The sequence below is a fragment of the Pseudomonas sp. GW822-FHT02E03 genome (assembly GCF_058802325.1).
This window is the reverse complement of record NZ_JBXAOA010000016.1, coordinates 51,962-64,136: the sequence shown is the minus strand read 5'-3', so window position 1 is coordinate 64,136 and position 12,175 is coordinate 51,962. Positions and strand designations below refer to the sequence as shown.

Genomic DNA, 12,175 nt, shown 5'->3' with positions numbered 1-12,175 from the left:
GATTTTTTATTGTTGTCAGGAGATGCCAAGGGGTCGGACTCAGTGAGCCGCCCCTTGGCGTTGTGCCGCAGTACTACTTTGAATCGCTGGAAAATTTCAGCGGTTGATCAAGGCGATGACGGCATCGGTGATCTGTCGGGTGGTGGCGTTACCGCCGAGATCCGGGGTATGCAGACCGCTTTCGGTCACGGCTTCGATAGCCGACATCAGCTGCTTGGCCGCGGTTGTCTCGCCCAGGTGTTCGAGCATCATCGCCGCTGTCCAAAACGTCGCGATCGGGTTGGCAACACCCTTGCCGGTGATGTCGAAGGCCGAGCCGTGGATGGGTTCGAACATCGAGGGAAATTTACGCGAAGGGTTCAGGTTGGCGGTCGGCGCGATACCCAGGCTGCCGGACAACGCGGCAGCCAGATCGGACAGGATGTCGGCGTGCAGGTTAGTGGCGACGATCACGTCCAGCGTCGACGGTTTAAGCACCATGCGCGTGGTCACGGCGTCGACCAGTTCCTTGTCGATCTTCACATCCGGAAAATCCTTGGCGACCTCGTAGAAAATCTCGTCCCACAACACCATGCCGTGACGCTGAGCGTTGGATTTGGTGACCATGGTCAGGTGCTTGCGAGGACGGCTCCGGGCCAGTTCGAAGGCGAAACGGTGAATACGCTCGACCCCGGCACGAGTGAACACAGACACTTCCGTGGCGACCTCTTCAGGCAGGCCCCGGTGAACACGACCGCCGTTGCCGGAGTACTCGCCCTCGGAGTTTTCACGCACCACGACCCAATCGATTTGATCACCATTGAGCAGCGGGCTTTTTACCCCTGGCAATACGCGAGCCGGACGCACATTGGCGTACTGGTCGAAGCCTTGGCAGATCGGCAGACGCAGGCCCCACAAGGAGATGTGATCCGGTACGTTGAGCGCACCGACAGCACCGAAGAAAATGGCATCGAAGGTTTTCAGTTCTTCCAGGCCACCTTCAGGAATGTAGTAACCATTTTTCAGGTAGTTATCGGAGTTCCAGTCGTAGTGTTTGAACGTCAGGTCAAAACCGGATTTTTTCGACAGGGCTTGCAGTACCTCGACGCCTGCGGCGATCACTTCAACACCGATACCATCACCGGGAACTGCAGCAATTTTGTATGCACTCATCGTTAACTCCACTCTCGTCACGTTCTTGTTGTGCCTGTCGAACGGGGGTGTTCAATCAGGGTGTGAGCGGAGTATATGTAGTGAGCAAATGAGCGTGAGTTACTCCAAATAACTACATAGATGAATTTGAGTTATCAATGAGCCAGACACTGGATTTGTCTTTTTTCTACCTGCTGGCCAACAAGGGCAGCCTGGCGGCGACGGCTCGAGAGCTGGGCGTGACACCGCCAGCGGTGAGCAAACGCCTGACCGCGCTGGAAGCACGACTAGGCATCCGCCTGGTCAACCGCACCACGCGCTCAATGAGCCTGACTTCGGAAGGTGAACTGTATTTTTCCCATGCCGCCCGCATCCTGACGCAGATCGATGAGGTCGAGCAGTTGCTCAGCAGCAGCCGGGCAACCCCTAAAGGCCTGATTCGCGTCAACGCGTCGCTGGGCTTCGGTCGGCGCTACATCGGCCCCGCATTGGGCGCATTCTTCGCGCAGTACCCGGAGGTGGAAATACAGCTGGAAATCAGCGATCACCCGCTCGACCTGGCGACTCACGGGTTTGACCTGGGCATTCGTTTCGGCACCCTGCCGGACGCGGCCTTCCATGCACGCAAGATCGCATCCAATCGCCGCCTGCTATGCGCCTCGCCGCTGTACCTGGAAAAGCATGGCGTGCCGCAACGTTTGGCGGATTTACAACAACACAACTGCATCTTCCTGAGACAAAACGAAACGCCCTACGGCGTGTGGAGCTTCACCAACGGCGGGCGCACGCAAAACATCAAAGTGCGCGGCGCCTTAGGCTGTAACGACGGTGAAGTGGCCCTGAATTGGGCGCTGGAAGGTTACGGGATTCTGCTTCGAGCCGAATGGGACATCGCCCGTTACGTGCGCAGTGGGCGCCTGCGCCTGGTACTGGAGGATCAGACACCGACCCGCGCCGATGTCTATGCCGTTTACCCGCAACAGTTGCACCTGTCGGCGCGAGTGCGCAGCCTGATCGATTTCCTGGTCGAGCGCTTCAAGCACATCGATCATCTGGACGAACCGGAATCTTCGCTCGACTGAATAGTGTTGGCTGGGTTCTTTGGAGACGCTAACATCCCGCCCTCTCATGGATACTGCCTGGCGGCGTGTAGAGCACGCACAATCCTGGAATCGCCATTGCCAAACCCGCGGATACAAGGAAGAAGCACATGGCATTAACCAGCAAGATTTCCCCCTACGACAGTAGATGGCCCGCGCTCTTCGTCAGTGCCCAAGAGCAGATCGCGAAGGCGTTTGGCACTGAGCTTGTTGCCATCCATCATGTCGGAAGTACCGCCGTTCCCGGGCTCGCAGCCAAGCCAGAGATCGACCTCCTGGTCGAGGTTGCGGAGCATCGAAACGAATCCTCCCGAGACAATGTCATGCGCGAACTAGGCTACGCACGGGGAAGCGATCTGTCCGCGGGACACCATTTTTATCGCCGCGATGTCGATGGTGTGCGAACACATAAGGCCCACGTTTGTATCACCGGCCACGGTCAAATCGAAAGAATGCTCCGTTTTCGTGACTTGCTCAGGGACGCCCCTGTGATTCGCCAGCAGTATCAAGACTTAAAACTTGAACTGGAAGCAAGCAACACCGGCGGCATAGGTGAATACCTGGCACAGAAAGCACCGTTTATCGACGCAATGCTGTTCACTTAAGAACGTCTTGAGTCAATGAGAAACCTGTGGCGAGGGAGCTTGCTCCCGCTTGAGTGCGTAGCACTCACAAAATCGGCGATTGTTATCAGAATTTTGGGGCCGCTACGCAGCCCAACGCGAGCAAGCTCGCTCGCCACAAAGGTCAGCATGACTGAAGCGTCTCGCTAACTCGCTTAAGTGAACAGTATTGCGTTTATCGAGGAGCTTATGGGGTCAGTCTCGACATCCGCTCGCAGAGGTGCAGCCGGGTGCGACACCGATAGCGGCCCTCGCGATAAGCTGCTTTCGGCCCAGCCTGTGTAAAAACGCATATGGATTCGCGGTAGAGGTTACGCAGCCGGTTCGAAGACACCTGCATGGTGCGTCCAGGAAATCAGGAACGATTCAAACCTGTTGTTCTGATCAACGATCAAGACGCTCCCCTAATGACTCTGCCATCCGAACCAAATCAGCAAACGACTTTGCGTGCATTTTTTTCATTGCATGCCCGCGGTGAATTTTCACGGTGATCTCGCTCAGATTCATCTGCCCTGCAATCTGTTTATTCATCAGACCTTTGACTGCAAGGGCCATTACCTCTTTCTCACGAGCTGTCAGCGTCTGATAGTGGGCATGCAGATCTGAAAACTGCTGCTCAAATTGCCGGCGTTTGACATCGGCCTGCAGTGCGGCAGACACCGCATCCAGAAGGTCCTGTTCACGGAACGGTTTTGCCAAAAAATCCACCGCGCCGGCTTTCATCGCCTTGACAGACATTTCGATGTCCCCATGCCCGGTGATGAAAACAATCGGAATACTGGCATTGGACTTAGCTAACTGGCTTTGGAACTCAAGACCACTGTTACCTTGAAGTCGTACATCAAGGATCAAACAGCTTGCACCCTCTGTTTTTGGCTGTTGAAGAAACTCCGCAGTGGATGCGAACGTCTCGACTTGTATACCGGCAGAGCGTAAAAGATTGCTTAATGCATTGCGCATGGAAGCGTCGTCATCCACCACGAACACCATAGAACCTTTACTGCCTTGCTCATTGGATGGTGGATTTCCGTTCATGCAAAGCCCTCTTTGGTTGGTTGAGGGAAAAATTCTAGCACAACACTTTACGTTGCGTAAGCGCGTACACAAACATGGTTATAACTACCCGAAAATACTGGGAAAAATCATGCAATAAAATACAGTTCCAACGCTGAAATAAAAGAAAGCAGATAACGTGGGCAATGGAGAAACGCCCTGACCTGGACACTACAATTTTTCCCACTAATGCACCAGTTGCAAAAATGCTCGCAGTTATTGGACAGAATCCTGTATTGACTTTCACCTATTCTAGAACGCGCACGGCTGACAATTTCATCGCTTGAATATTCACACGACTCCCGTACCAACCAGACTGGCTTGCCGTTTGCAAAGCTTTCAAGGTCAGTCACTTCGATGGGACCTGGCTTGAGTGAACTACTAAATCCAGAGTAATGAGCTATGTCTCCACGCCCAAGGTATATACCATGATGCGCATAAAATTTGCGCGGACTAACCAAGTGCGAACCTATTGGCAAATCACCCACATCCTTTTCGACATGCACTAACCCCAATGGAAACATAAAAGATCTTCTTGGCGACTGACTACCATTGCAGCGCTCGACAAACAGACAACTTTCGAGCATCAGCGCTTTCAAATAACCAGCGAGGTCTATTGCCATTATCGTCAGACAGAAAACGATTGCTGACCGAAGCGATGCAGATCCACTTATCAACTTAATAGCCAGAGTATTCACGACACATTCTCCACAGACCCTTGATATGTAATATATCGCCAGGACTGCGAAGCTTCATTTGTACACAGGATTAATTTAAGCGACCATTAATATACCTCCCCTAAACCTAAGTATTAAACAGAACACTTGGTTGCAGGCGACCAGAGTGCAGTCGATTCAACCATGCTCGACAGGAAGGGTGAATTGGACGGTAGCACCGCGGGGTCGGTTGACGCTTGCCCACAAGTGGCCGCCATGTGCCTCGATGATCGAGCGGCAGATTGATAACCCCATCCCCAATCCGGTGGGCTTGGTGGTGTAGAAAGAAGCAAAAATCTGCTCGGTGTTTTCCGAGGCAAACCCTGGCCCCGAATCGCTCACGCTGACGAGCACACAACCGGCGTCATTTAACAGAGCGCTGATGTGCAATTGGCGTTCACCCTCGCTCACACCATTCATGGCCTCGAGCGCATTCATGATCAAGTTGAGCAGCACCTGTTGCAGTTCAACACGGTCGCCTTCGATAAATGGCAAACCGTCTTTGAGTTGAGTCCGAATCAAGGTCCCACTTTTCATGATCTGGCCACGGGTGAACTCGATCATCTCGCGAATCGCCGCGTTGATGTCCACCGCCCCCTTTTGCGGTGGCGCCTTGCGGATATGCCGACGAATTCGACCCAATACATCGGCTGCCCGATTGGCATCCATGATCAGGCTGCCAAGTACTTTGTGGACCTCATCGATCTCCGGTGGCTGGCTGTTCAGCCAGCGCAGCGCGGCGTTGGCATTGAGGATGGCCGCTGCAATCGGCTGATTGACTTCATGAGCAATCGAGGCGACAAGCTGCCCCATGGCCGCGACACGGTTCGCGTGGGCCAATTCCGTTTGCACCTCGCGATAGCGTCGTTCGCTTTCGCGGATTTTTTCTTCCGCCTGTTTGCGCTCGGTCAGATCCAGCACGAAAGCGACCCCTTCCTTGCTGCTGGCTTCGAACATCGCCAAACCGACAATCACCGGCAGGCGGCTACCATCCTTTCTGAAATATTCCTTCTCGTGGGGTTGGGCATAGCCGGTCCGCACGGCTTGTGCCAGAAAGTGCTCGCTGACTTCACGGAATTCCGGTGTTGTCAGATCTCTCCAGCGCAGACAGCCCGAGACAAGATCCTCTCGCTCGTATCCCAGCATGCGAAGAAACGCATCATTGGCCTCGACGATGTCACCGTCGGCGTTCCAGACGAGGATCCCGATGATGTTGGCGTCTACCAGACGTCGAATCTTCCCTTCGCGCTCGGCAACCTCGCGGTACAAACGGGCATTTTCCAGCGAAATAGCAGCCTGTGAGGCCACCAGTTTCAACACGGCAATCCGGGATGGGCTGAACACACGGGCGGTCAGATTGTTTTCGAGGTAGAGCGCACCGGTCAGTTTGGCCTGGTTCATCAACGGCAGGCAGAGAACCGATCGGACGTGGTGCCGACGTATATAGGGGTCTTCGGCAAATGGGGCCTCGGTCAGGGCATCATCAAGAAAAACACTCTCACCCGTGCGCAGGACATGGTAGAGCAGTGACTCCGGCAGCAGCGCCGAAGTCATCGGCTCATCGCGCAACTGCATCGAATGGCTGCCAGTGGTCACTTGCGCGGCTATGCGGTGCTCACCCGTGTCCGACAGAATCAACACGCCTCGTTCGGCACCGGCCTGTTCGATGGCTGTGCGCATGATCATGTCGATGAGTTTTTCCAGGACGATCTCTCCCGACACGGCCTGCGAGACCTTTATCACGGTGGCCAGATCGAGGTGTTCGACCGGTGCGACCATCGTCGTTGTCGGGCCGAGCGTTTGCTCTTCGGTCCTCAGCAACGGATACCGCGCCTCAAGCTGCCGCACCTTGCCATCAGCGCCCCAACGCAGGTAGCCGTAGCGGGCGTCTTGCAAGTAAACGCGGGCTACTTTCCCAAGACCACGGGCGGCGTAGAAGCGAGACGCCAGTTCGTTGGCAAGTGCTTCGATATGGACAAAGCCGCTCTTCTGCGCCGAATGGACGGCTTGTTCGTAAAGCAACTCGGCCTCGATCAAGCGTCCTTCGACGCGGGCGATCTCGGCGTCGACCAGCGCGGCCCGGCTCGCGAAATTCTCTGGGCACTGTTCAGCCCAGATCTGGAGTTGCCGGTGATCCGTCGCCATGGCGGTCAAGTGCTGCGCACGCTCGTCCACCGGGACACTGTCGCACCATCGGGCACGAGCCAGCGCGTCATAGAAGTAAAACTCAGCTTCCTCGAAGAACAAATATGACGCCCATAGCAACTGCTGTGCCTTTGCGGCGGCTTGCATGGCCGCCTTGGGGTCGTCGGCCATGTAGCAGGCCTGTAATTTGCGAACCCAGTACCAGCACTCGGCCAATGCCAGGTCCGGATTGCTGGACAGGTGGGCTTCGGTGCCTGGCTCGTCAAACTGTCCATCATCAAAACAACCGAATATTGGCGTCGAACCCCGGAGCATCCGGATCAGCGCCAGTTGTGTGCCAATGAAATCGGTAACCAGCCCGAACCGCACTTTCCTGGCGTAAGCCAGGCCACGTTCAGCTTCGTCCTGTACCTCGGACAATGGCTCGCCGGCGAAGAGAGCGTCGGAGGTGAGGCTATTGCCCGCATAAGCACCATATGGCAAGTCACCGATCCGGTTCGCCGCAGCAAATGAGCGGTGCAGCAGGTCGCGGCATTGCCCTACAGGCTTCATCCAGCGCACGGAAAAATTCGAGAAACAAAGATAGGTACTGGCTTCGAATCGCTTCAGGCCTCGCTGTTCAACGAGTTCGCAGCCGAGCTGGCCGAATCGGAATCCTGCCTGATAATCGCCGAAACGCCGTCCGGCGACTCTGAATGCATTGGCGTAATGCACACATGAGGCATCGCAGTTGCCCCCTTCGAGGCTCAGGCTGATCGCCTTGCAGATCAACAGGTCCGTCAGGTTCGCATCCGTCTGCAAGGCCGGCGGGAAGAGCTTGCTCAGAGCGCTGACGGTCATGAGGGAGCCCGCATCCTCCATCAGCGGCAAATCGATCAGTTCCTCGATTTCCCGATCGCCCAGTAACGACCAGATATGGTCGTACTCCTGGCGCACTTCATCGTCGCTCGGATGGGCCGACCACTCGATGCCCACATGCCGCAGATAGTCGAGACAGACAGCGACCGCGCCATCGCTGCGATCCATGAGCAGGTAGACATCCATTTGCAGGCACACGACATTGGCTCGTTCGATCGTAGTCGTGGCACGATCAGACAGCGCCGCCAGGCGCTTGTCCGCGACCGATAACTGCCCGGTCAGCAACTCGCATTCGGCCCGGTTCAACTCCAGCGCGAACATCAACCCATGGAGACGCGTCCAACAGCTGTCGTCCAACAGCCGCGCGCCCGTGGTGAGATAGTTGAGCGCCGAAGCATAGGCCGTTGACGCCTTGGCGCGCTGGCCGGCTATCAGGTTGAGCTCTGCCAATTGCTCCCGCTCGGCCTGATCGGTGAGCAGCACTGCGCCGCTGTTGAGCTGGCCGACGATGTCAAAGATCGCCTCTTCCCGCCCTTGCAAGGGCGTCTGCGCTGCGAGCAGCCGGCCTATTCGCAGATGAGCCTCGGCGCGAGCCCCCTTGGGGATCAGTGAATAGGCCGCTTCATGAATACGGTCATGAACAAAGCCATAAGCGCCTTCCAGCCGCTGAACCAACTCCTGGCGTACGGCTTCCCACAATACCGTGCGGATCTGTGCCTGGGGGATGCCCAGAACGGTCGAAAGCGTCGTGGTCCCGGCAACGTTCCCCAGACAGGCAAGCTGCTGTAATGCCAGTTGCGTTTCAGCCGGCAAGCGGGTCAGCTTGCCGACCATCAGGTCCACGATGTTGTCTGTGTAGCCCTTGGCATGGATGCGCTCCGGACTCCAGCACCACTGCCTTGCTTGATGATCGAAAGTCAGCAGCTGTTCGTCAGCGAGCGTTTGCAGAAACTGGATCACGAAGAACGGGTTGCCGGCGGTTTTGTCCAGCACCAACTGCGCCAGGGGCTCGATGTGCGCAAGCTCGTCGTGAAGCGCATCCGCAATCAACTGCTCAATGTGTCCCTTCGCGAGCGGCGCCAGCGTGATTTCATCTACCCTGCCCCCCGCGTTCCGAATGGCCTGAAGTTTGCCCGTTAGTGAGTGCGTGACATTCACCTCATTGCTGCGGTAGGCACCCACCAGCATCAGATGCCGCACATCCGAGCTGGTCAACAGATCCTCCAGCAGGTCGAGCGTTGCCGCGTCGATCCACTGCAGATCGTCCAGGAACAGGGCAAGCGGATGCTCCGCCCGGGCAAATACACCGATAAAGCGCCGGAACACCAGGAGGAAACGGCGTTGCGCCTGTTGAGGCTCAAGTGTCTGCACCGGTGGCGGCTCACCAATGATGAGCTTCAGTTCGGGAATGAGTTCGGTCATGAGCCCCGCGTTGGCATCCAGTGCGTTCTGTAATGCGTCACGCCATTGCGCCAGCTCAGTGTCGTTCTTGCCTAGCAGCGTGCGCACCAGGCTTTGAAAGGCCTGCACCAGCGTCGAATAGGGAATATCGCGCCGGTATTGATCGAACTTGCCAGCTGCGAAGAGTCCTCGCGGTGGGACCAGCGCTTTGTGCAGCTCATTGACCACAGAGGATTTGCCAATACCGGAATAGCCGGTGACCAACATCAGTTCCGGCGCGCTGCTGGCGATGATCCGATCGAACGCGGCGATCAAGGTACTCACCTCATGCTCGCGCCCGTAGAGTTTCTCGGGAATCATCAGCCGATCGGATGTCCCTTGCTCACCCAACGCAAAGGCATTGATGTGGCGCAAGGACTCCCAGTCTGCCAGGCATTGCCGCAGATCGTGTTCAACACTCGCAGCCGTCTGGTAGCGCTCCTCAGCAGTCTTGGCGAGCAGCTTCATGACAATCCGGGAAAGCACATCGGGGACGGTTTCGACTCGCACGCTCGGTGGCTGCGGTTGTTTGGCGATATGGCAGTGCACCCACTCTATCGGGTCAGATGCCGTAAACGGCAGCGAGCCCGTGAGCATCTGGTAAAGCGTGACGCCGAAGGAATAGAGGTCGCTGCGCAAATCGATCGAGCGATTCATCCTGCCGGTCTGCTCAGGTGCCATATAGGCGAGCGTGCCGGCGATGGTCTCAGGCGCCTGTCGCTCACGCGGTAGCCACGAAGCGAGGCCGAACCCTGTAAGCCGGGCCTGACCGTCGGAGCAGTTCACCAAAATATGAGAGGGCTTGATATCTTTATGGACGAGTCCGCGCTGGTGGAGCTTTCCCAATGCCTGCGCGATGCTAATGGCAAGACGCAGAAAAGTTAGCGTTTCCATGGGGGCAACCAGCAGCTGCACAAGCGGCGTGCCACCCGTATCCTCCAGCAGCAGATACATCTGCCCACTTTCTCGCACCATCTCAAGCGGACGCACAGCCCAAGAGCCATCCAGTTCGTCCTTCAGGCCAAACTCGTGGACGAAACGGCCAAGACAAGCCGGAAGCGGTTGTTCAGCAGCAGGTCGTGCAACCAGAACATTGCGGTTGCCTTCCACACCCGAGCGTAACTCTCGACAGAAGGTACGCTCGCCATCGTTCCATAGTATCTGCATGCTGTTATCCGTCGGAGCGGGAACAATAAGTAGGTTCTTGACTGCCGCACATTGCCGTCACGCTGTATCCAGTGTCGCGCCGCCACATGCCGATGCCGCCGCAATAGCCTACAACAGCTTCCAGCACCATTAGAACCTGGATTTGACCCAGCCCACCGTCGGCACAAAGATCAATGCCAGTGATAAAGCTAACGGGGGGACGCTTCACGGAACAACGTAGCCTCAAGTCACGCTACGGCCAGAGGCATGGGCTGCTCTTGATGTTGACCGAGATAGCGACAGAAGCACGAACGCAACCAGCGTTCCCGAGGGTCGTTGTGGGCTGCGCCGCGCCAGGCCATGGACAAGTCCGGCGCCGGTAGCGCCAACGGCGCAAAGTCGGCGCGCATCCCTTCCATTCGCGCCATGGCCCGGGCGACGTAGTCCGGTACGATCGCAATCATATCGCTGCCGGCGAGCAAAGCGGGCAAGGCACTGAACTGCGGAACAGCCAGGACTACCCTGCGCTGCCGACCGACCAGACTCAGGGCATGGTCGGCATCGTCGATGACATTTCCCATCGACGAGACAACCACATGAGGCCGTCTGCAAAAGTCATCCAGCTCCAGGGCGCCAGGGTCCGAATCGGCGCGCAATAGCATTGGCTGCATCGCTCGCAGGCTTTTGCAATGGGCACTGGCCGGCAGTTCCTGGGCGAAGCTGATACCCACGGAAATCTCTCCCGAGGTCAGCAATTGGGGTAGTTGCCGATGGTCCACTCTGCGCACCACCAGCGTGATGTTTGGCGCCTCGTCCCGCAGGTGCTTGATCAAGCGTGGAAGCAGCGCGTACTCGACATCGTCAGAGAGTCCGATATGAAAGGTCTCGTCACTGGTGAGTGGGTCGAACGCCTGGGCACAACTCAAGGCGACAGCGATGCCATCCAATGCTGGCGTCAGCCGCGCATGAATTTCTTCTGCGCGCGCAGTCGGCTCCATCACCCTGCCAGTGCGGATGAACAGCGGATCATTGAACATCGAACGCAGTCGCCCGAGGGCGCTGCTGATAGTGGCCTGGCACAGGAAAAGTTTCTCTGCGGCCCGGGTAACGTTGCGCTCGCACATCACTGTTTCGAAGACAATCAACAGATTGATGTCGGCACGCCGCAGATCATTTCTGTTCATCACGTTCACCGCCTGGGCACAAGGCCGCATGAGTAAGGGAGTTCAAGCTTATGCAGCCCAACAGCAAGCCGTCACTTGTATCTAGGTTCAACCGATGTATCCCTTGGTTGCGCAGCCTTGTACGTGGGTATGCCCGCAATCGCGACCCAGTAGTACAAGACCAACTTGGGTGATCTCATCGAACTTCCAAGTTCCCTCACACTTTGGTCTTAGCAGATTATACATTGGTATACTTCAACACTTTACAAGTCGGCGTATGTTGTAATAACGGCCAAAGCTGTCACGAGGGTCCCAAATGAAGCAAGACACACCAATACGCAACTCAATGATTATCGCCATCGTCGATGATGATGACTCGGTCCGGACAGCGCTTGAAAGCTTGCTGCGATCCAGCGGTTACAAAGTTCAAACTTATTGCAGCGCTCTGGAGTTTCTCAACACGAACGGCCCCGCCCAAACACATTGCCTCATTTCCGATATCCAGATGCCGGGAATGAGCGGTTTGGAGCTTCACAAGCAGCTCGTCGCGATGGGCTTTCACATTCCCACTATATACATCACGGCTTACCCTGAAGCCCTCCCCCCCCTTGGCACCAATACGCCTGCGCTGATTGCCTGTCTGCCTAAACCTTGTGACGCCAATAAGCTTCTGAACTATATCGAAACAGCCCTCCTCCAGCAGAACTGAGAGCGTTCTGAAAATTCTCTTTAGCATCCAATACAAACCTTCGTATATACCCATACCCCTGACGTATAGTTTTTCTGAACCGATGTAGAAG

At 56.4% G+C, this 12,175-nt stretch carries 8 protein-coding genes; 3 read left to right on the top strand and 5 right to left on the bottom strand.

Going from position 1 to position 12,175, the window contains the following annotated elements; translation table 11 throughout:
* Positions 1 to 96 precede the first annotated feature (96 nt).
* On the bottom strand, positions 97 to 1,152 hold the full coding sequence (locus AC1RQB_RS14350) for a tartrate dehydrogenase (RefSeq protein WP_008076642.1): 1,056 nt from the start codon (positions 1,150 to 1,152) through the stop codon (positions 97 to 99).
* A gap of 137 nt (positions 1,153 to 1,289) precedes the next feature.
* Between AC1RQB_RS14350 and AC1RQB_RS14345 the strand changes: the two genes are divergently transcribed.
* Positions 1,290 to 2,213, top strand: a complete 924-nt coding sequence (locus AC1RQB_RS14345; RefSeq protein WP_063343356.1) for a LysR family transcriptional regulator — start codon at positions 1,290 to 1,292, stop codon at positions 2,211 to 2,213.
* Between the two features lie 128 nt (positions 2,214 to 2,341).
* Positions 2,342 to 2,836 carry a GrpB family protein gene (locus tag AC1RQB_RS14340; protein WP_063343355.1) on the top strand — a complete coding sequence of 165 codons (495 nt, stop codon included), beginning with the start codon at positions 2,342 to 2,344 and terminating at the stop codon, positions 2,834 to 2,836.
* Positions 2,837 to 3,238: 402 nt separating this feature from the next.
* On the opposite strand, the gene AC1RQB_RS14335 is transcribed toward AC1RQB_RS14340, so the two are convergent.
* The 4 genes from AC1RQB_RS14335 to AC1RQB_RS14320 all read right to left on the bottom strand — a co-directional run bounded on the left by AC1RQB_RS14335 (position 3,239) and on the right by AC1RQB_RS14320 (position 11,396).
* The gene (locus tag AC1RQB_RS14335) at positions 3,239 to 3,889 is read right to left on the bottom strand and encodes a response regulator transcription factor (protein WP_063343354.1); all 651 of its coding nucleotides are present in this window, start codon (positions 3,887 to 3,889) and stop codon (positions 3,239 to 3,241) included.
* 107 nt (positions 3,890 to 3,996) lie between these two features.
* Positions 3,997 to 4,605, bottom strand: coding sequence for a lecithin retinol acyltransferase family protein (locus tag AC1RQB_RS14330; protein ID WP_081235318.1), 609 nt, complete (start codon positions 4,603 to 4,605; stop codon positions 3,997 to 3,999).
* Positions 4,606 to 4,761: 156 nt separating this feature from the next.
* Positions 4,762 to 10,233 (bottom strand): trifunctional serine/threonine-protein kinase/ATP-binding protein/sensor histidine kinase, encoded by a 5,472-nt coding sequence (locus AC1RQB_RS14325; protein WP_207267341.1) that lies wholly within the window; start codon positions 10,231 to 10,233, stop codon positions 4,762 to 4,764.
* 227 nt (positions 10,234 to 10,460) lie between these two features.
* Positions 10,461 to 11,396, bottom strand: coding sequence for a LysR family transcriptional regulator (locus AC1RQB_RS14320; RefSeq protein WP_063343353.1), 936 nt, complete (start codon positions 11,394 to 11,396; stop codon positions 10,461 to 10,463).
* Between the two features lie 295 nt (positions 11,397 to 11,691).
* On the opposite strand from AC1RQB_RS14320, the gene AC1RQB_RS14315 reads away from it, so the two are divergent.
* Positions 11,692 to 12,084, top strand: a complete 393-nt coding sequence (locus AC1RQB_RS14315; RefSeq protein WP_081235317.1) for a response regulator transcription factor — start codon at positions 11,692 to 11,694, stop codon at positions 12,082 to 12,084.
* Positions 12,085 to 12,175 lie beyond the last annotated feature (91 nt).

What these genes read in the sequence shown, in the direction of transcription:
- AC1RQB_RS14350 (WP_008076642.1), bottom strand. Translation starts at nt 1,152, where the DNA reads ATGAGTGCATACAAAATTGCTGCAGTTCCCGGTGATGGTATCGGTGTT.
- AC1RQB_RS14345 (WP_063343356.1), top strand. Translation starts at nt 1,290, where the DNA reads ATGAGCCAGACACTGGATTTGTCTTTTTTCTACCTGCTGGCCAACAAG.
- AC1RQB_RS14340 (WP_063343355.1), top strand. Translation starts at nt 2,342, where the DNA reads ATGGCATTAACCAGCAAGATTTCCCCCTACGACAGTAGATGGCCCGCG.
- AC1RQB_RS14335 (WP_063343354.1), bottom strand. Translation starts at nt 3,889, where the DNA reads ATGAACGGAAATCCACCATCCAATGAGCAAGGCAGTAAAGGTTCTATG.
- AC1RQB_RS14325 (WP_207267341.1), bottom strand. Translation starts at nt 10,233, where the DNA reads ATGCAGATACTATGGAACGATGGCGAGCGTACCTTCTGTCGAGAGTTA.
- AC1RQB_RS14320 (WP_063343353.1), bottom strand. Translation starts at nt 11,396, where the DNA reads ATGAACAGAAATGATCTGCGGCGTGCCGACATCAATCTGTTGATTGTC.
- AC1RQB_RS14315 (WP_081235317.1), top strand. Translation starts at nt 11,692, where the DNA reads ATGAAGCAAGACACACCAATACGCAACTCAATGATTATCGCCATCGTC.